The sequence below is a fragment of the Burkholderia sp. ABCPW 111 genome, from assembly GCF_000773065.1.
GTDB classification, from domain to species: Bacteria; Pseudomonadota; Gammaproteobacteria; order Burkholderiales; family Burkholderiaceae; genus Burkholderia; species Burkholderia savannae.
Genome location: NZ_JPWT01000059.1, coordinates 63355 through 82933 on the forward strand (window position 1 = coordinate 63355; position 19579 = coordinate 82933).

Annotated in this window: 17 protein-coding genes and 1 pseudogene; 8 read left to right on the plus strand and 10 right to left on the minus strand. The window is 71.0% G+C overall.

Going from position 1 to position 19579, the window contains the following annotated elements; translation table 11 throughout:
• Window positions 1–37: 37 nt before the first annotated feature.
• From X946_RS11100 to X946_RS11115, 4 genes are all read right to left on the minus strand, one after another.
• Window positions 38–1117, minus strand: a complete 1080-nt coding sequence (locus X946_RS11100) for a homocysteine S-methyltransferase family protein (protein WP_038747125.1) — start codon at window positions 1115–1117, stop codon at window positions 38–40.
• A gap of 193 nt (window positions 1118–1310) precedes the next feature.
• The gene (locus X946_RS11105; RefSeq protein ID WP_009893251.1) at window positions 1311–1568 is read right to left on the minus strand and encodes a BTH_I0359 family protein; all 258 of its coding nucleotides are present in this window, start codon (window positions 1566–1568) and stop codon (window positions 1311–1313) included.
• A 186-nt stretch (window positions 1569–1754) separates the two neighbouring features.
• Window positions 1755–3110 (minus strand): DUF3108 domain-containing protein, encoded by a 1356-nt coding sequence (locus tag X946_RS11110; RefSeq protein ID WP_038747128.1) that lies wholly within the window; start codon window positions 3108–3110, stop codon window positions 1755–1757.
• A gap of 77 nt (window positions 3111–3187) precedes the next feature.
• Window positions 3188–4051: an IclR family transcriptional regulator gene (locus X946_RS11115; protein ID WP_038747131.1), complete on the minus strand. Its 864-nt coding sequence runs from the start codon at window positions 4049–4051 to the stop codon at window positions 3188–3190.
• A 117-nt stretch (window positions 4052–4168) separates the two neighbouring features.
• Between X946_RS11115 and X946_RS11120 the strand changes: the two genes are divergently transcribed.
• The 7 genes and pseudogenes from X946_RS11120 (at window position 4169) to rfaE2 (ending at window position 10608) form a co-directional block, all read left to right on the plus strand.
• On the plus strand, window positions 4169–5161 hold the full coding sequence (locus tag X946_RS11120) for a fumarylacetoacetate hydrolase family protein (RefSeq protein ID WP_038747134.1): 993 nt from the start codon (window positions 4169–4171) through the stop codon (window positions 5159–5161).
• A 246-nt stretch (window positions 5162–5407) separates the two neighbouring features.
• Window positions 5408–6235: an enoyl-CoA hydratase/isomerase family protein gene (locus X946_RS11125; RefSeq protein ID WP_038747139.1), complete on the plus strand. Its 828-nt coding sequence runs from the start codon at window positions 5408–5410 to the stop codon at window positions 6233–6235.
• 85 nt (window positions 6236–6320) lie between these two features.
• Window positions 6321–7139, plus strand: a complete 819-nt coding sequence (locus X946_RS11130) for a PhaM family polyhydroxyalkanoate granule multifunctional regulatory protein (RefSeq protein WP_038747142.1) — start codon at window positions 6321–6323, stop codon at window positions 7137–7139.
• 36 nt (window positions 7140–7175) lie between these two features.
• The gene (locus X946_RS11135) at window positions 7176–8456 is read left to right on the plus strand and encodes a patatin-like phospholipase family protein (protein WP_052145055.1); all 1281 of its coding nucleotides are present in this window, start codon (window positions 7176–7178) and stop codon (window positions 8454–8456) included.
• 71 nt (window positions 8457–8527) lie between these two features.
• A pseudogene (locus X946_RS36155) lies at window positions 8528–9006 on the plus strand (hypothetical protein).
• Window positions 9007–9107: 101 nt separating this feature from the next.
• Window positions 9108–9983, plus strand: coding sequence for a ferritin (locus X946_RS11140; RefSeq protein ID WP_038747145.1), 876 nt, complete (start codon window positions 9108–9110; stop codon window positions 9981–9983).
• Between the two features lie 133 nt (window positions 9984–10116).
• Complete coding sequence (gene rfaE2, locus X946_RS11145) at window positions 10117–10608, plus strand: D-glycero-beta-D-manno-heptose 1-phosphate adenylyltransferase (protein ID WP_038747148.1); 492 nt, start codon at window positions 10117–10119, stop codon at window positions 10606–10608.
• A gap of 66 nt (window positions 10609–10674) precedes the next feature.
• Here the strand turns inward: rfaE2 and X946_RS11150 are convergent, their stop codons facing one another.
• The 3 genes from X946_RS11150 to X946_RS11160 all read right to left on the minus strand — a co-directional run bounded on the left by X946_RS11150 (window position 10675) and on the right by X946_RS11160 (window position 12936).
• Window positions 10675–11064 (minus strand): hypothetical protein, encoded by a 390-nt coding sequence (locus tag X946_RS11150; protein ID WP_038747150.1) that lies wholly within the window; start codon window positions 11062–11064, stop codon window positions 10675–10677.
• Between the two features lie 97 nt (window positions 11065–11161).
• Window positions 11162–11941, minus strand: a complete 780-nt coding sequence (locus X946_RS11155) for a type III pantothenate kinase (RefSeq protein WP_038747153.1) — start codon at window positions 11939–11941, stop codon at window positions 11162–11164.
• Complete coding sequence (locus X946_RS11160; RefSeq protein WP_038747182.1) at window positions 11938–12936, minus strand: biotin--[acetyl-CoA-carboxylase] ligase; 999 nt, start codon at window positions 12934–12936, stop codon at window positions 11938–11940. Before X946_RS11160 ends, X946_RS11155 begins: the two co-directional genes overlap by 4 nt.
• Before the next feature lie 30 nt (window positions 12937–12966).
• Between X946_RS11160 and X946_RS29515 the strand changes: the two genes are divergently transcribed.
• Entirely contained in the window at window positions 12967–13296 is a 330-nt protein-coding gene (locus X946_RS29515) for a hypothetical protein (protein WP_052145056.1), read from the plus strand.
• A gap of 349 nt (window positions 13297–13645) precedes the next feature.
• On the opposite strand, the gene X946_RS36160 is transcribed toward X946_RS29515, so the two are convergent.
• From X946_RS36160 to X946_RS11175, 3 genes are all read right to left on the minus strand, one after another.
• Window positions 13646–16975 (minus strand): hypothetical protein, encoded by a 3330-nt coding sequence (locus X946_RS36160; RefSeq protein ID WP_235364013.1) that lies wholly within the window; start codon window positions 16973–16975, stop codon window positions 13646–13648.
• Between the two features lie 496 nt (window positions 16976–17471).
• Complete coding sequence (locus tag X946_RS11170; RefSeq protein ID WP_052145057.1) at window positions 17472–17969, minus strand: type III secretion system chaperone; 498 nt, start codon at window positions 17967–17969, stop codon at window positions 17472–17474.
• 344 nt (window positions 17970–18313) lie between these two features.
• Entirely contained in the window at window positions 18314–19201 is an 888-nt protein-coding gene (locus X946_RS11175) for a tetratricopeptide repeat protein (RefSeq protein ID WP_038747156.1), read from the minus strand.
• Window positions 19202–19579: the final 378 nt, after the last annotated feature.

The following is a 19579-nucleotide window of genomic DNA, read 5'->3' on the forward strand; positions in this document are numbered from 1 at the left end:
TGCGTATTCGGGTTGGAGTGGGGGGCGGCTGTGAGCGTCAGGCGGCTTCGCTGTACTGGTTCGGCCAGCGGCGCGGCTTGACTTCGGCGAGCGCCTTCGCGATCTCGGCGATGTGCTCGGGCGTCGTGCCGCAGCAGCCGCCCGCGAGGTTCACGAGGCCCGCCTGCGCGAATTCCTTCAGGAGCCCCGACGTGACGTCCGGCGTCTCGTCGAAGCCCGTCTCGGCCATCGGGTTCGGCAGGCCGGCGTTCGGGTAGCACGACACGTAGGTGTCGCACAGCTTCGCGAGCTCGGCGATGTACGGGCGCATCAGCGCCGCGCCGAGCGCGCAGTTCAGGCCGAAGGTGAGCGGCTTCGCGTGGCGCAGCGAATTCCAGAACGCCTCGACCGTCTGGCCGGACAGGATGCGGCCGGATGCATCGGTGACGGTGCCGGAGATCATGATCGGCAGCCGTTCACCGGTGTCCTCGAACAGCTGGTCGAGCGCGAACAGCGCGGCCTTCGCGTTCAGCGTGTCGAAGATCGTCTCGACGAGGAACAGATCCACGCCGCCGTCGAGCAGCGCCTTCGCCTGCGTGTAGTACGCGTCGCGCAGCTCGTCGAACGTGACGTTGCGCGCGCCCGGATCGTTGACGTCCGGCGAGATGCTCGCCGTCTTCGGCGTCGGCCCGATCGCGCCCGCGACGAAGCGCGGCTTGGCCGGCGTCGTGTATTTGGCGGCCGATTCGCGCGCGAGCGCGGCCGACGCGACGTTCATCTCGACGACGAGGTCTTCCATCCCGTAATCGGCCTGCGCGACGGCCGTCGCGCCGAACGTGTTGGTCTCGACGATGTCGGCGCCCGCGGCGAAGTACTGGTCGTGGATCTCGCGAATGATCTGCGGCTGCGTGATCGACAGCAGCTCGTTGTTGCCCTTCACGTCGCGCGGGAAATCCTTGAAGCGCTCGCCGCGATACGCGGCTTCGTCGAGCTTGTAGCGCTGGATCATCGTGCCCATCGCGCCGTCGAGGATCAGGATGCGCTGCCGAAGCAGCGTCGGCAGCTCGGCGCCGCGCGTGTACGGCGCGGCGAGGGCGGCGGATTGGGCGGAAGACGCGATCGGCGTGGGCTCGGACATGGCGGATTACCGGCGTATCGGAAAGCCGTCATTGTAGCCGCTGCTCCCGTCGTACGTGAGGCGGCCGTTCGCGGGCAAACAAAGCCCCCGCGCGGCGGACCGGGCGGGGGCGGGTTGGAGTGCGCCGGATCGCGTCGGGCGGCGGCGCTTTCGCGGACCCGCGGGTCCGGCAAGCGGCCGCGTCCGTGCGACGTTAGTGGAGAACCACGGGTTGCGTCATCAGGCTGTCGAACTGTCCGAGGAATTCGTCGACCTCGTCGAGCGACGGCTCGGCCTGGATCAACTGCTTCACGTGCTCGCGAAAGCGCGCGGCGAGTTCGCCGTCGATGAAGATTTCGCGTTGCGCGTTCTTGTCGACGATCTCGTAGCCACCCGAGTTCATCGCATGGTGGCCGTCCTGCGGCGGAAACTCGACGACGCAGTAGTTGGGGCTGTTGTAGATCATTTGCATGGCGGCACTCCTCTTTGCTGTGGCTTTCGGCCTCGTTGCCACCGTAGGTGGGGCAGACCGAGCCGGTTTCAAGGGGGTTGGCGCTGCACGCCGGTCGTTTTTACACGCGGCGTATCGGTTTGATGCCGATGACCTTAAAACGTTTCCGATTCTGCTCCAGTGGACGAAAGTTGTTGTCAAAGATTGTCAAGGTTGTTGCCGCTCGTGAACGGCGGGCGATTCGGCTGGCGTGCCGTCGGTCGTATTTACCGATTCGTCGGCGTTCAGCGGCGCGCCGGACGCCGGCGCCCGTGCGGCGTCCGCGCCGGCGCCTACGTTGGCGCTCGCGCCGCCGTTCGCGCCGGTGCGTTCGCCCGCCGCGTCGCGCGCATCCGAGCGACGGTGCAATAGCAACTCGATCTGCGCGCCGTTCGGTTCCGTCTGGACCATTCGCACGGGCAGCCAGCCGAGCGACGGCGCGAGCCAGATGTCGATGCGGCGCGTGTCGCCCTCGCGGCGCGGCAGCCGCATGAAATGCCGGGCGTCGAGCCTGCCCATGCCGGTCGAGATCGTCTCGTCGCCGATCGTCGTGATCGGCCAGGTCTCGCCGCTGTCGCGATCGACGACGAAGAACTCGCGCGTGACGCCCGGGCGGTACGCGTCGGGATCGCCGCCGACGAGGCCCGCGAGCTGCAGCAGCATGCTGAAGCGGTCCTGCGCGCCGTCGGGCAGCGCGAGCGAATTCGGCGTGCCCGTGAACACGATCTGCCTCGTCTCGCGATTGAAGATCGCGAAGTCGGGCGGCCGCCTGCCGCGCGTCTCGACGTAGCGCTGCGGCGCGATGCCGAACGCGTCGACGCGGCCGCGGCTCTCGTACGTGTACGGGCCGACGAACGGCACGGGCATCGACACGTACAGCGAATAGGCGCGGCCGTCGGTCTGCCAGAGGATCGTGCCCGGCGTGTTCTGCATGCCGTTGTAGAACGTGTCGTATTGCAGCTCGCCCGAAGGCGGGAGCGTGAACTTCGAGCCGGGCTGCGCTTCGCCGGGCGATGCCGCGCCGGGCTGCGCGGTTGCGTCCGCGCCCGACGCGCCGCCCGCCGTGTTGCCTGATGCGCCGCTCGCCGGCTCGTCCGTTGCGGCTGTCGCCGCACTCGCGGACTTGGCCGCGGAAGCGGCGACAGGCGCTGCGACGGGCGCTTCGGTAGGCGCTTCGGCGGGCGACTCCACGGCGCTCAACACGGGTTCCGCGCGACGCGGCGCGCGGGCGCTCGGCTGCGGAGCGGGCATGGGCGTGGGCGCCGCATGCTTTGGGACGGCCCGTGGCCGAACGGCCGCGGGCTTCGCGGGCGCCGGCGCACGCTCGATCTGCTGCGGCTTCAGCAACTCGACCTGAACCGGCACGTTCTCGGGCTCGACAGGCTTGAACGGCTCGCGAAACCGCACGAGCCACAGCGCGGCGAGCCAGTGGAGCGCGAGCACGAGCGCGAGCACGAACGCCGCGCGCCGCACGCGGCGCGGCGCGATGCGCGGGTTCGACGAAACGGTGGACGACGGCGGCATCAGGAGCGGGCGAGCATCTCGAGCAGCGAGGAAGCGGGGGGCGCGCGCCATGCGCGGCCGGGACGCGGCGGCGCCGGTCAGGCGTCGCGCGCCCCTTCACTATACCCAAGCTCGTAGGAGAGCTTCTGCGCGCAAGCGCGCAGCGCGACGTCGATCTCCCCGCCCCAGCGGATGTCGAACGCGCCTTCGTGGCCGAGCGCGATGATCGCGAGCGCGAGATCGCCGAGCGCGTCGAACACCGGCATGCCGAACGCGTTGATCGTCGGCAGCAGCATCCCTTCGACGCGGGCCGCGCGATGCGCGCGCACGTCGGCGAGCGCCGCGTCGACTTCGGCGAGCGTGCGCGGCCCGGTGTAGTGCGTCGCGCGCCGCGTGTCGGCGAGCTCGCGCTCGATCAACGCGGCCGTCTTGCCGCGCGGCAGGTACGCGGCGAACACGAGGCCCGTCGCCGAGCCGAGGAGCGGCATCACGTCGCCGAGCTTGAGCGACGCCTTCGCCGGATGGCTCGACTCCATCCAGTGGACGATCGTCGGCCCCTGGTTGCCCCATACCGCGATGCCGACCGTCTGGTCGAGCTGATCGCGCAGCGCGGTGAGCGCGATCCGCGCGAGCTTCACGCCGTCGACGCGCGCAAGCCGCGCCAGGCCCATTTGCAGCGCGAAGCCGCCGAGCTCGTAGCGGCCCGAGACCGGGTCCTGCGAGACGAGCCCGAGCCGCTGGAAGCTCACGAGATAGCGGTGCGCCTTCGCCGGGCTCATCGCCGCGCGCTGCGCGAGGTCGCGCAGCATCATCGCGCGGGGCTCGCTCGTCAGCACGTCGAGCAGGCGAAAGCCGACCTCGATCGACTGGATGCCCGAGCGGATCTTTTCCTCGGCGGTGTCGTGGTCGTCGGCGAGATCGTCGTCGGGCGAATCGGAGGCGTTTGAGGCGGACTTGTTCACGGCGTTGCGGGAAGAATGGGAATCGAACGGCGGCGCGGCTTGCGGCGCGCGCCGCCGCGCGGATTCACCATCGTAAAATAGATTCCTTCCATCGTCACTACAACGGCTCTCTTCCCTATGAAACTTGCTTCGCTCAAGGACGGCACGCGCGACGGCCAACTGATCGTCGTATCCCGCGACCTGCACACGGCGGCGATCGCCGACGCGATCGCGCCGACGCTGCAGCGCGTGCTCGACGACTGGGCGTTCTATGCGCCGCAGCTGCGCGATCTGTACGACGCGCTGAACCAGGGCCGCGCGCGCAATGCGTTTGCGTTCGAGCCCGCCGACTGCATGGCGCCGCTGCCGCGCGCGTTCCAGTGGGCGGACGGCTCCGCTTACGTGAACCACGTCGAGCTCGTGCGCCGCGCGCGCGGCGCGCAGATGCCGCCCGAGTTCTGGACCGATCCGCTGATGTACCAGGGCGGCAGCGACGACTTTCTCGGGCCGCGCGACGACATCGTCTGCGCGTCGGAGGAGTGGGGCATCGATTTCGAGGCGGAGGTCGCGGTGATCACGGCCGACGTGCCGATGGGCGCGACGCCCGACGAGGCGCTGAAGGCGGTGCGGCTCGTCACGCTCGTCAACGACGTGTCGCTGCGCAACCTGATTCCCGCCGAGCTCGCGAAGGGCTTCGGCTTCTTTCAGAGCAAGCCGGCGAGCGCGTTCGCGCCGGTCGCCGTGACGCCCGACGAGCTCGGCGAGCACTGGCGCGACGGCCGCGTGCATCGCCCGATGATCGTTCACTGGAACGGCAAGAAGGTCGGCCAGCCGGATGCGGGCGTCGACATGGTGTTTCACTTCGGTCAACTGATCGCGCACGCGGCGAAGACGCGCAACGTGCGCGCGGGCTCGATCGTCGGCTCGGGCACGGTGTCGAACCAGGATGCGAAGCGCGGCTACTGCTGCATCGCCGAGAAGCGCTGCGTCGAGACGATCGAGCACGGCGCGCCGCAGACCGAGTTCATGCGCTATGGCGACAAGGTCAAGATCGAGATGTTCGACGAAGCCGGGAAGTCGATCTTCGGGGCGATCGAGCAGGCGGTGGCGCCGGTGGACGGCGCTGCGTAATCGAGCGAAGGGCGCGAAGGGCGCGAAGCCGAAGCCCCGCGACGAGAGGCCGTGCGAGCAAGCCGCGTGAAACGCGCGCCGGCGCGGCGCGCGACGTGCACGTTCCGGCGTCGCGGTGCGCGCGGTGCTTCGCCGGTCCCGCGCCGGGTTTCGCCCGATGCCCGCCCGAACGGGCTTCGCTACACTGAATCGAAAGCGACGAAGAAGCCTCCCGATCACTCAATCCCAATCGAAGGAAGGTTCAGCATGTCCGATCTCGCTCCCTATGCCGGCTACGAAGCGCTGCGCATCCGGCGTCAGCCGCACGGCGTCGTCGAAATCGTGATGAGCGGCGAAGGCGCGAACCGCAGCGGCCTCGCGGTCGCGAGCGAAGCGATGCATCGCGAGCTCGCCGACATCTGGCGCGACGTCGATCGCGATCCCGATGCGCGCGTCGCCGTGATTCGCGGCGAAGGCAAAGGCTTCTCGGCGGGCGGCGATCTCGCGCTGGTCGAGCGGATGGCCGACGACCACGCGGTGCGCGAGCGCGTCTGGCGCGAGGCGCGCGATCTCGTCTACAACGTGATCAACTGCAGCAAGCCGATCGTCTCCGCGATGCACGGGCCCGCCGTCGGCGCGGGGCTCGTCGCGGGGCTGCTCGCCGACGTGTCGATCGCCGCGAAGAGCGCGCGGATCATCGACGGCCACACGCGCCTCGGCGTCGCCGCGGGCGATCACGCGGCGATCGTCTGGCCGCTTCTGTGCGGGATGGCGAAGGCGAAATACCACCTGCTCCTCTGCGAGCCCGTGAGCGGCGACGAGGCCGAGCGCATCGGGCTCGTGTCGCTCGCGGTCGACGATCACGATCTGCTGCCGAAGGCGTACGAGCTCGCCGAGCGGCTCGCGCACGGCTCGCCAAGCGCGATCCGCTGGACCAAGTACGCGCTCAACAACTGGCTGCGGCTCGCGGGGCCGACGTTCGACGCGTCGCTCGCGCTCGAATTCATGGGGTTTTCGGGGCCGGACGTGCGCGAAGGCATTCGCTCGCTGCGCGAGCGCCGCGCGCCGGATTTTTCGGGCGACGCGCCGTCGTGAGCGCCGCGCGCGCTATGATCGGCAATGGACGCCGCCGCGCGGCGTTCGCCCGTGACCCGCTTCAATCGTTTCGAAGGAATCGACGATGACCGATACCAACGGCACCAATCCGTTTTCCGGCTTCGGCGGCTTTCAGCCCGCCGGCTTCCTCGACAAGATGTGGGAGATGATGCGCCTCACGCCGTTCGGCGGGTTGGGCGCGTTTCCGGGCGCGTCGCAAGGGCTGCCGCCGTCGCTGTCGGCGATGTCGGACCTGATGGCGCCGCTCGCGAGCGTCGAGGAGCTCGACAAGCGGATCACCGATCTGCGCGCGGTCGAGCAGTGGCTGAAGCTCAACCTCGGCATGCTGCAGTCCGCGATCCAGGCGCTCGAGGTGCAGCGCGCGACGCTCGCGACGCTGCGCGCGTTCGGCGCGTTCGCGCAGACCTCGATGGCCGCCGCCGAAGCCGCGCTGACACCCGACGATTCGGCGCATCGCGAATCCGCTTCGACGCCGGCGTCGGCGCGCGAAGCCGGCGCGAGCGAGCGCGACGAAACGCGCGGCGGCGCGTTCGCGAGTGCCGATGCGGGCGCGGCGGCCGCGGCCGAAGGCGCGCAGCAGCCGCAAGCGGCGCCGGGCGCCGACGCGTTCGATCCGGCGGGCTGGTGGAACCTGCTGCAATCGCAATTCAATCAGCTCGCGCGTTTCGCGATGGCCCAGTCGGGCATGACGCCCGCGGGCGGCGCGTCCGAGCCGGGCGGCGACGCGGCGCCGAAGCCGTCCGCCGCGAAGAAGCCGGCGACGCGCCGCGCCGCCTCGCCGCGCGCGAGCGGCTCGGCGGCCGACCGCGCGCCCGGCGCGTCGAGCGCGGCCGACGACGCGAAGCCCGCCGCCGCGAAGAAACCGGCGAAGCGCAGCCCGTGACGCGCGCGGCGCCGATGAGGACACGCTGAGGCGGACATGCGGCTCGCGCTCGTGCTGATGGGAGGCGGCGCGCGCGCCGCGTATCAGGTCGGCGTGCTGAAGGGGCTCGCCGAGATCGCGCACGATGTCGATCCGAAGCGGCGCACATCGCCGTTCACGGTGATCTGCGGCTCGTCGGCGGGTGCGATCAACGCGACGTCGCTCGCGAGCCACGCCGACGATTTCGAGCACGGCGTGCGGCGTCTGCTCGAATTCTGGGAGCGGCTGCGCGCCGAGCACGTGTATCGAACCGACTGGCTCGGCATTGCCGCCGCGGGCGCGCGCTGGCTCGCCGCGATGAGCATCGGCTGGGCGGCGCGCCGCTCGCCGCGCGGGCTGCTCGACAACGCGCCGCTCGCGCACCTGCTGCGGCGCGAGCTCAACTTCCACCGGATCGAGCTGATGCTCGAGGCGCGCAAGCTGCATGCGCTGTCGGTGACGGCGCTCAGCTACACGAGCGGCCGCCATCTGACGTTCTATCAGGCGAGCGAGCCGATTCAGGCGTGGCGGCGCGCGGAGCGCACGGCCCGGATGGTCGATCTGTCCGCGGGGCATCTGATCGCGTCGTCGGCGATTCCGTTCGTGTTTCCCGCGGTGCCGCTCGTGCTCGACGGCCAGATCGAATATTTCGGCGACGGCTCGATCCGGCAGATCGCGCCGCTGTCGCCCGCGATCCATTTCGGCAGCGACCGGATCGTCGTGGTCGGCGCCGCCGACCCGCGGCCCGAGGTGCCCGCCGCGAACGGCAACGGGCGCGGCTACCCGTCGCTTGCGCAGATCGGCCAGCAGGTGCTCGCGAGCGTGTTCCTCGATTCGATCGGCGCCGACATCGAGCGGATCGATCACGTGAACCGGATGATCGAGCATTTGCCCGCCTACGTCGAGCCGGCGAGCGGCTGGCGGCACGTCGACGTGCTCGCGATCGCGCCGTCCGAGCGGATCGAGCTCATCGCGTCGAAGCATCTGAAGCGGCTGCCGCTCACGGTGCGCGGGCTGCTCGGCGCGGTGGGCGGCAACAAGCCGGCGGGCGCGTCGTTTGCGAGCTATCTGCTGTTCGAGGCGGAGTTCACGCGCGAGCTCGTCGAGCTCGGCTACCGCGACGCGCACGGGCAGCGCGAGCGGCTCGCGCAGTGGATCGCGTCCGCCGAGCGCACCGGCGCGGAAGCGCAAGGCGGCCCGGGCTCGGGCGTCGAGGCGGGCGCGAGCGTCGCGGGGGCGGACGACGGCGTGGCGGGCAGCGGCGATGCGCGCACGTCCGGCCGGGCCGCCGGGCGCTGACGGCGCCGCAGCGGCGGCCCGCGTCCGGATTCGACGTGCCGCTCGCGACGAACGGGATCGTCCCGGACCGGATGAATCGCCCGCATGCGGCCCGATGCGTGCCGACGCGGCCCGTTGCCGCCTCGCGCCGTTCGCCCGCGTTGCGGCGGGGCGGCGCATTCGGGCGCGGCGATTCAGCGCCGTTCGCCCGTCGTTCAACGGCCGTTCGCCCGCCATTGCGGCTTGGGTTGCGTTTTCGCCACGCTAACGGAATGCTTTCGCTGCGACGCTTTGCCGCATGGGCGCGGCCCCGGCGCCCGCCGCCGTCTCGGAACGGTCACAGTCGCGTGCTATTATGGCCGCCGCCGAATACATCACATCGGGCCGCTCGGGCGCAGCCGTTCACCACGGCGCGCGCGGGGCCCGGCAACGAAGCCGGCGGTGCGCCGGCGCCTTTCAGGCATGCGCGACGCGGCTTTCGATCGTCGGGAGCGCTGAGTGCGGCCTGCCCCACGGTGGAAGTGCGGCCGCCCGGCGTCCGGCGCGAAACCTGCGTCCGGGCCCGGATTAGCGCGTAAAATTATCGACTTGGTTGCGAAAACGCCTGCACTAGGCGTGTTTGCCGCAACAGTCACGTTTGGTTGTCGCATTGCGCAGAACAGGGGTGGGACCATGAACACCATGCTTTATCCGGAACTTTACAAGTCGCTCGAAGCCGTCCGCTGGGACATGGAGAAGGACATCCCTTGGGACAAGTTCGACGCATCGCTCCTGAGTGACGAGCAGGCGAGGACGATCAAGATGAACGCGATCACCGAGTGGTCGGCGTTGCCCGCGACGGAGATGTTCCTGCGCGACAATCACCACGACAGCGATTTCTCCGCGTTCATGAGCGTGTGGTTCTTCGAGGAGCAGAAGCACTCCCTCGTGCTGATGGAATATCTGCGCCGCTTCAAGCCGGAACTGATGCCGACGGAAGAGGAACTGCACGCGGTGCGCTTCGAGTTCGATCCGGCGCCGCCGCTCGAGACGCTGATGCTGCACTTCTGCGGCGAAATTCGCCTGAACCACTGGTATCGCCGCGCGGCCGAGTGGCATACCGAGCCCGTCATCAAGCACATCTACGAGACGATCTCGCGCGACGAGGCGCGTCACGGCGGCGCGTACCTGCGCTACATGAAGAAGGCGCTCAACAACTGCGGCGACGTCGCGCGCGCGGCGTTCTCGAAGATCGGCGTGCTGATGGCGTCGGCGCGCCGCACCGAGAAGCCGCTGCACCCGACGAACCTGCATGTGAACCAGGCGCTGTTCCCGCGCGACACCGTGCAGTCGCGCCTGCCCGATCCGGAATGGCTCGAGCGCTGGCTCGACGAGCAGATCCGTTTCGACGGCGAGTGGGAGAAGAAGGTCGTCGACCGCATCCTGCACAACCTGTCGGTGCTGTTCGAGCGCACGTTCGCGACCGCGCAGGAACTGAACCGCTATCGGAAGGAAGTCACGGCGCGCCTGCAGGCGCAGGGCGGCCCGGCCGCCGCGCAGCCCGCGTAACCGCCGCCGCATCGCGCGACAAGCCCGCTCGCAGGTTCGGCGGGCTTTTCTTTTGCCGTTTCGCGTTGCAGCCGGCGTGCGCCTGGTGCGACGCGGTTTGCCCCGTTCATCCCGACCAACGAGTTTTCCGACCATGCCCGCTTCGTTCGAACGCAAGCTGATCACCCGCGACGCGCTCGCCGCCTTGCGCGCGTCGCTGCCCGCGCCCGTCGTCTTCACGAACGGCGTATTCGACATCCTGCATCGCGGCCACGTCACCTATCTCGCCGACGCGAAGGCGCTCGGCGCATGCCTCGTCGTCGGCGTGAACAGCGACGCGTCGGTGCGCATGCTCGGCAAGGGCGACGACCGGCCGATCAACGTGCAGGAAGACCGGATGGCGCTGCTCGCCGCGCTCGAATGCGTCGACTGGGTCGTCGGCTTCGACGAGAAGACGCCGGTGTCGCTGATCGAGGCGGTGCGCCCCGACATCCTCGTGAAGGGCGGCGACTACGACATGGACGCGCTGCCCGAAGCCGCGCTCGTGCGCGGCTGGGGCGGGCGGGCGCTGGCGATTCCGTTCGAGCACGATCGCTCGACCACCAAGCTGCTGAAGAAGGTGCGCTCGCAGTCGAACGGCGACTGATCGACGCTTCGCGCGGCCGGCGTCGCGCGCAGGGGCGCGCGGGCGGCTCGACGCTGCGTCACGGCGTCAGTGTGCGGCCGAGGCGTTCGGCTGGGGTTGGGCCGGCGCTCGAGCCGGCGGCGCCGCGGCCGTGGCCGCGGCGGGCGGCAATGCCGGGGCCTGCGTCGCCGAACTCGTCGCGGCGCCGGACGCCGGAACGGACATCGGGCCGGAAGTCGGGCCGAGCGCGTTCAGCGGCGCGGTGTCGAGCGGCGGCGACACGATCGGCCCGCCGATGATCGGTTGATCCGCTGCCTGCGACACGGGCGCAACGCGCAGCGCGTCCGGCCGCACCTGCAGCAGCGCGTGGCCCGGCTCGCGCGGGCCCGCGGCGGGCATCGGGCCGAACACGCCGCGCACTACCACGAACGCGAGCATGTTGGCGAGAAAGAGAATAGAGATCAGCCAGCGCAGCATCGTCAATACTCCCGAGAATCGTTCCGTTACCGTCAATCCGCCGCGCATCGCATCGCATCGCATCGCGGCGCCGCGCCGCTCGCGCGCGCGGCCCGCGTCACGTCGAATGCGCGATCAGCGCGAGGCCCGTCAGCACGAGCGTGTCGTGCCGCGTATGCGGGACAGTCAGCGCGCGCACGATCGCCTCCGCCGCGCCGCCCGACAGCACGAGCCGCACCGGCGCTTTCCACGCTCGTTCGAGATCGCGCCACGCGCGCTCGATGAGCCCCGCCTGCGCCTGCAGGCAGCCGGCGGACAGCGCATGCGGCGTGTCGATCGCGAACGGCGCGTGCGCGTCGTTCGCGGCGACTTCGTCGAGCAGGCTCGTCGCGGCGTCGATCGACACCGTCGGCAATTGCGCGGTGTGCATGCCGAGCGAGCGCATCATCAGCGCCCAGCCGGGCGCGATCAGCCCGCCCGCGAAATGGCCGTCCGCGCGCAGCGCTTCGAGCGTCGTCGCGGTGCCGAACGTCGCGATCAGCAGATGCTCGCCCGGGAATGCGGCGTGCGCGCCGATGAGCCCCGCCCAGCGGTCGCTGCCGAGGCGCGAGGGCTTCGCGTAGCCGTTCGTCACGCCGCATTGCGCGGCGCTCGCGCGGACGACGGTGCGTGCGAGCGCGGGCCAATGCGCGTCGATCAGCGCGTCGATGCGCGCGGCGGCCGCGTCGCCCGCGACGTTCGAGATCCACGCGCCGCTCGGCGCGGGCAGCGTCGACCAATCCGGCGTGTCGTCCGCGTGCTCGAACGCGCCGCTCGCGACGAAATGGCGCGCGCTGTCCGCGAGCGCCCATTTGACGCGGCTGTTGCCCGCGTCGATCAGCAAGCACAAGCCGCTCATCGGTCGCTCCCCTGCGCGCGCAGCGACACGTCGCCCGCCGCGATCGCCTGCCGGCCGGCGGGCGTGTCGAGCAGCAACTGGCCTGTCGCGTCGATGCCGGCCGCGACGCCGCGCGCGAGCTCCGCGCCGCGTTCGAGCAGCGCGACGTCGCGGCCCGCGTAAGCGTGCAGCGCGTTCCAGCGCGCCGTGAACGGCGCGAGGCCGCTCGTCGCGAACGCGGGCAGCGCGACGGCGAGCGCGTTCAGCGCGGCGGCGAACGTGTCGGTGAGCGTCGCGCCGGGGCGCACGGCGGACAGCGCGACGGGCGGCAGGCCGCTCGCGAGCGTCGCGTCGCGCGCGCGCAGCGCGTCGATTTCGGCCGCGGCGGCATCGGCCGCACGCACGTTGACGCCGAAGCCGATCACGACCGCGGTCGCATCGTTCGTGTTCCAGACGGTTTCGATCAGGATGCCGGCGAGCTTGCCGACGATCGCGGTCTCGCCGCCTTGCGTCGACGTGACGAGCAGGTCGTTCGGCCATTTGAGCGCGATGCGAGGGGCGGCGGCGGTCGTATCGGCGGTTGCGGCGGCGGTCGTGTCGGCGCGTTGGCGGGCGGCCGGTTCGGCGCGCGCGCCGGTCGGCATTTCGGCGAACGCTTCGGCGAGCGCGACGCCGACCGCGAGGCTCAGGCCCGCGAGCTCGCCGACGGGCCGCGGCAGCACGCACGCGATCGAGCACAGCAGCGCGTCGCCCGGCCGGGCGAACCACGGGCGGCTTTGCCGGCCGCGTCCGGCCGTCTGCTCGTACGCGACGCGCGCGATCGGCGCGGCGAGCGCGTCGCGGCTGCGCGGCAGCGATTTCAGCTGCGCGGCGAGGTCGGCGTTGGTCGAACCCGTCGTGTCGACGATCTGGATCGACCATTCGCGGGCCGCGGGGGCGAGGCGCGCATCCACGCGTGCGCGGTCGATGCGCGGCCCGTCGTTCGCGGGCGTCGAGAGGTGAGGGGCGGCATTCATGGCGCGTATTGTAGCGACAGGGTGTCGCGCGTGGCTTTCCACGTGACCGACGAGGGCTTCGGATCGACGGCGTTCGAAGCGCGCGGGCGCGATCGAGTTGCCGCGACGCCGCGCAACGCGGCGCGCCGAAATGCGCCGCAGCCGCGGGCGAACGCGTTTCGCGACGGCCTCGGCGCACGGATCGACAAGCGCGGCGCGCTGCCCGACGAGGTTCGTGCGCTCATCAAAGCCCCCGGCGCCGCGGCCAACAGGATCGAGCAAGGCGGCGGCCAACCGAAGGACGGCGTGAACGCGATTCGCGGCGTGACGGCGATCGCGCCGGGCGGTGCGTCGTCGACGGCGCTGAAAAAGCACATTTGATGAACAGGCTCGGGCGGTATCGGCGCGCGCCGTCTGTCGATGAATGGACGGCGCGGCGCATTTGCGCCGATGATTCGGCGTCCGAGCGTCCGAGCGTCCGAACGATTCGGCGATTCGGGAACGCGGCGGCTCCGCGCTTCGGCGAAGTAGGCGGCGCGGCGCTTTGGCCCTCCGGCGCTCGGCCTCGCGCTCGCCGGCGCGCGCGATCTCGCGCCGCGCGACGACGGTATGCGCTGGCGCCAAACAGCCGCGCACGCGCCGCCGATCGGCGGCGCGGCCCGGCGCCGCGTTCGCGTGCCGGCCAGGTGCGTCGCGCGATGCGCCCGGCCGGCAACGGCGAAACGGCGCGTCAGACGATTCGCGGCTTGCCGTCCGACGTCAGCGCTTGCGCCTGGCGAGCGCCGGCGCGCGTCGCGGGATCGGGCCGCGGTGGGTCCTCCCGCAGCCTGTCGAGACGCTCCTCGATGTCGCCGTTGCGCAGCCTGTCGAGGCGCTCCTCGAGGTTGATGTCGCGCAGGTTGCCGTCGGCGCGCTGCAATTGCCGATTGAAGTTGTCGGCCCAGATCTGATGCGCGCGCTCGGCCGCGGCCCGCTCGATCCCCCGCCTCGCTTCCTGTTCAGCCTGCTGTCGCGCCGCCTGAGCAGCCTTTTCCTCGGCCGCGCGACGCGCGGCGTCGCGCGCAGCCGATTCGGCGCTTTCGCGCGCGCGACGCTCCGCTTCCTGCTCCGCCTTGCGCTGCGCCTCCCGCTCCGCCTGCTGCTGCGCGTCGCGCTGCGCAGCGCGCATCGCCGCGTCCTTCGCCGCGCGCTCGGCCTGCAGCGCCGCCTCGGTCTGCGCCTGTTTGCGCGCGACCTGCTCGGCCGCCGTTGCCGCCTGCGCCTTCACCTGCGACGACACCGCCTCGCCGACCCGATGCTCCGCGCCGGACGCCGCCTCGCGGCGCGCGTCGTGCAACGCGACGCCCGGCGCCGCCTGCCCGGCCTCGCGACGTGCGGCGAGATTCGAGAAGCTCTGTTGAATTCGCGCCATCTTGTCGACGAAGAAGCGATCGTTCATCACGTGGCGCACGAGCGCCTCGCTCGCGACGCGAATCGCCTTGTCCTTGTCGACGAGCCCGGAATAATCCTTCGCCCGTTCGACCGCGCGCATCACGATATCCTTCGCCTGGCTCGATTCGAGACACCGCTTCAGCGCATCGGCTTCCTCCGTCTTGTTCTCGACGAACACGCCGCTGTCGAGCATCGCGCGGATCAATTCGGCGCGCGTTTCGTGCCGCAATGCGTACTGCGCGCCGTCGAGCGCGCGTCGCGCGCTGTCCGCGACGTCCTCGAACGCGCGCGTCGCCTCCTTGAGCGCCTTCTTCTCGGCCTTGAGCGCCGTTTCGACCGTCGCCTTTTCCGACTTCGTCGCGCTCGCGCGCGGTTGCGCCTTGAGCTCGGCGAGCCGCTGCTCGAATTCGTCGACGCGCGCCCGTACCGCGCCGACGCTCGCGCGCGCCGCGTCGAGCCGCTGCGCGAAGCGCGCCTTGACGGAGTCGCCGCTCGCTTGCATGCGCTGCCCGAACTGCTCGTGCAACGCGCGCAGCAGCGACAGATGCGCGTCGCCGAGGCTCGCCCGCATGTAGTCGGGCAGATTCAGGCCGTGCGATTTCAGGCGCTCGTTCAATTGCGACTGGAGCTGTTCCTGCGCGCGTTCGAGCATCGTCTGCCGATGTTCTTCCGCGGCTTTGCGCTGCGCGATCTGCCAGGCCCGGAGCTTGATGTTTTCGAGCCGCGCCTTCACGCTGTCCTTCGACGCCGCGGCCGTTTCCGGCAACGGCTCCCGCAGGCGGCCGACCACTTCGTCGAACTGGTTCTTGATTTTGCCCGTCAGCTTGTCGAGCGCGGCTCGGTCGCCCGGCCGCGCTTGCGCGGCCTTGTCGTCGAGTTCCGCGAGCAACCCCTTCATCGATGCGAGCAGTTGCGGATGATTCACGCCGTGGTCGAGCACGGCCTTGTAATAGCCCGGCAGCTTGCCTTGCAGCAGCCGGCTCAGGCCCGACTTCTCGTGATCCGGCGAACGCAGCAGTTTCGCGACCTCCCGGGCGACCGCCTGACTGTCGCTGTCGGTCACGACCGCCTGCAGCAACTGCAGGTACGCGTCGTTCAGCTCGATTCCCGCGCCGCGCTCGGCCGAAGGCCGGTCGGTCAGACGGCGCGCCAACGCCGCGCCGATCTCGAATTCGCCGTACTGATTCTTTTGCGCGAGCCTGCGTAGCGCCGCGCCGCCCTGCGGATCGCGTGAACCGCCGAGCGCATCGATCAGCGCGCCCGCCAGACCGGTCACGGGCTGCGCCAGTTGACGCGCGCGCGCGTCGATGGCTGATTCGGCCGACGGGGCGGCGGCCGCGGCGCTCCCGGGCGTGGCGGCCTGCGCGGCGGCACGGAAATCGAGCGGCGTGAACGACGCCAGCAGTTTGTCCGCGAGACGCTCCCCTGACGTGTCCGACGCCTTGAACGGCTGGCTCGTCGGCAACGGCCGGTGCGCGGACGCCGTCGCCCCGGCATCCCCGGCTTCCGGCTGCGGCGCGCTTCGGTCGCCCGACGGCGCGCCGCCGTCGAGCTTCGCGCGCGGATTTTCGCCCGCCGCCTGCTTCGACGCGCTCGCGTCGCCGGACGAGCCGGCCGCCTCGCGCAGGCTGTCGGACGCCTGCGTGTCCGTCGCGAGCTTGTCCGTCGCGCCGATCACGCCCGATGCGACCTTCGCCGGCGGCTGCGGAATCGCACCGGCGGCGCCGGCGACCGCGCTCGAGATCGCCGCGCCCGTCGCCGCCTGCTTGATGCGGTGATCGACGCGCTGCGTCGCGTCGGCCGCTTGCGCGACGCCTTCCGGCGGCGTTGTCGCGCCGGTCGCGACCGCGCGCGCGATCGCGCCCGTCGCGCGCCCGGTCTTCGCGTACTGCTTCCACGCGTCGAGCTTCTCGCCTTCGAGCAGCGCGAGCGAACCGTCGCCGTTCGCGTAGGCCGACCTGATGTCGGCCTCGCGCATGTGTCCGGACTGGATCATGAACCCGATCAGATTGCCGCCCCAGACTTTCGGCCGTCCGCCGAGATCCGTCGTGAAATAGTTGGTCTTGTAGTCGGCGTCCGGATAAAGCGTCCGATAAACCTTGTGCGCGAAGTAGTCGGTCGCGAACTCGTCGTAGTTCCAGTTGGAATTGATGCCGGCTTCCTTCGTCGTCTGCTGAAAGCCCGTGTGATCGTGCGAAGCCGCATGCACGCTCTCGTGCACGATCGTCGAGCGGATCTTCGCGGCGTCGAGCACGCCGCCCGACGAATATTCGGGCGCGTCGGTCGCCATGTGAATCCTGCCTTCGGGCGATGTCCACGCGATCGGGTTGAGCGTCGGCTCGTCCGCGTAGTACGGAATGCCCATCACTTTCGACAGCCCTTCCATCGTCGTCTCGGCGATGTCCATGCGCGGCGGCGCGATGCCGAGCACGGACGCGAGGCCCGCGCTCAGCTTGTCGATGTCGACATAATCCTTGACCGACCAGTTCGGCGACGGCTGCTTGTTCTCGTTCACGAACGGCTTGAGCTCGATCGGCTGAAATGCCTGTGCGCGCGGCGCGGTTGCGGTAGCGGTAGCGGTAGCCGCGGCCGCGCCGGCGGCGGGCGGCAGCGGCGCCATTGGCGCCATGGGAGGCATCGGCCGCGGTGCGCCTGGCGGCGGCGGGGGCGTCCGCAAGCCGAGCGAAGGCGTGGGCGGCGGCGGGGGCGCAAGCGAGCCGAGCGCGGGCGCGGGCGGCGGGGGCGGCGCTAGCGAGCCGAGCGCGGGCGCGGGCGGTGGGGGCGGCGCTAGCGAGCCGAGCGAGGGCGCGGGCGGTGGGGGCGGCGCTAGCGAGCCGAGCGAGGGCGCGGGCGGTGGGGGCGGCGCTAGCGAGCCGAGCGCGGGCGCAAGCAGCGGGGGCGGCGGGGGCGGCGCGGGACGCGCGCTCGGCGCCGCGCCGTCGTTCGCGAAGGCCCGGTTCGCGCCTTCGAAAAAGGCGCTGACATCCGCGTGCCGCGGATGCGTGTGCGGCAGGCGCTGCGGATTCGCGTCGACGCGGTGTTCGTGCCCGCCGGCCTGCAATGTCCCTTCGGAGCGGACGTCCTGTGGCGCATTCGGCGACGCGCCCGCCGTTGCGGCGAGATGCTTAAACTCGATCATGGATCACACTCTTCTCGTGTTGCGCCACGTGCGCGGTGTCGCGCAGCGACGCGGGAAACGCCTTTACCCAGACGATGAAATCGGACAGCCGATGCGCGAGCGCTTCGGCCGTCAGTTCCGTCGCCGTCTCGGCCCGATACGCGATGAGCCCCAGCTCCGGATGCCAGCCGATGCCCGGTTGCTCGCCGAGCAGCGGATTGAGCGCCGCATGCAGCAGCCGGCGCAGCGTGTCGTCGGTCGCCGCCGCGGGCAGCGGCCAGTCGATGCGTCCGACGACGACGAGTTGCGCGCCGCTACGGCGCAGCAGGATCGGCAGGGATTCGTCGATCAGCAGACGGCAGAGGCCCTGCGAATCGAATTGCAGGCTGGGCAGGCCGAGCCGCTGCGCGAGCTCGGCGAGCAGCGCGTCGGTCGCGCCGTCGTGCGGGGAGGGCGCGGACGCCGAGCGGATGCCCGGCGGGAGGTCGGAAAAACGGACGGTCATGAGTGTCGTGTGGAACAAGGGCTTCGCGTAAACGGGGTGGCTCGCCGGAAGGCAAGCGCGGCCGAAATGCGTGGTTCGGCCGCCATGCGTATTCGTACACGATCGTCTCGCGCGCCTCTTTTTGAATTCGTCGATCGCTTCGTTTTTTGGGGGGCGGAGTTCGCGCGGCGGGCGGCGCGATCGGCTGGGCGGAGGGGCGTAAAGCGCGCGTGCGCGCCTGCGTGTTTGCGCGTTCGTGTGTTCGTGTGTTCGTGTGTTCGCGTGGCGGCAGGCGCATCCGCCGCATCCGCGCGACGGCGGGTTCCCGTGGCCCGCCGCCGCGCCCGTTCAAGGCATTCGTTCGATCAAGGCGCGAGCGCCGGGTGCTTGAGCGCGTGCGCGGCCTCGATCCATTGCGCGTGGAACGCGTCGGGGTCGCGCGGCAGCCCGAGTTCGCCGTTGCGGTACGCGATCGCGAGCGTTTGCACCGCTTCCGGCAGCTCGCGGTCGGCGGCCTGCCGGTACAGCGCGAGCGCGCGCGCCTCGTCTCGGCGCACGCCGCTGCCGTCGCGGTACGCGTTCGCGAGCATGAATTGCGCGGCCGGTATGTCGTGGCGGGCCGAGAGCTCGAACCAGCGGGCCGCCTCGGCGGGATCGGCGGGCGTGCCGTAGCCGCTGCGGTAGATGAGGCCGACGTAGTACGCGGCGTTCGGATCGCCCACGGCGGCGAGCGGGCGCAGCATCGCAAGCGCGCGCGGGTAGTCGCGCGCGGCGCCGCCCGTGCCGAGCAGCCATGCCTTGCCGAGCGCGAGGCGCGCGTCGCGCACGCCGGCGCTCGTCGGCGCGCTGCCGAGCGGCGCCGCGCGCGCGGCCGTTTCGAGCCAGCGCATGCCTTCGTCGCGCAGCGCGAGATCGCGCGAGCCGACGAGCGCGAGGCCGAGCGCCGACTGCGCGTCGGCCGAGCCGCGCTGCGCGAGCGCGCGAAGGCGGCCGAGCGCGCGCGGCTCGGCCGCCTGTTCGACCATCGCGCGCCATTCGTCGAGCTGCGCGCGCGTGACGGACTGCGCGCCGGGCGCCGGATGCTCGAGCCGGTCCGCCACGGCGACGCCCGCCGCCAGCGCCGCCGCGACGGCGAGCATGCCGACGGGCGATAGCGTCGCGCGCAGCAGGCGCTGCCGCGGCGACGGGCGCGGCGCGTCACCGGGCGGCGTCGTGACGCGTGTCGAGATCAGGTTCTTGGTTGCATTCATCATCGAAGTGAGTCGGTTTCATGGTTGGCGAGCGGGGCAGCGCCCGGCGCTCCAGGGGCGCGCGGGGCGCGGGCGGTGCGGGCGCGGCGAGACGGAGTGAGCGAAGCGAGGGGGCGAAACGAGGGAGCAAAACGAGAGAGCAAAACGAGATGGCGAAGCGCATGCGGCGAGGCGGCCGGTTCGCACGCACCGGCGCATCGCGCGCATCGCGCGGCGCTCGATGCGAACCGCATATCGCCATCGCATTTCTCATTTCGCATTCGCACTTCGCATTTACACTTTGAACCGCGAACCGCGAACCGCGAACCGCGAACCGCGAACCGCGAACCGCGAACCGCGAACCGCGAACCGCGAACCGCGAACCGCGAACCGCGAACCGCG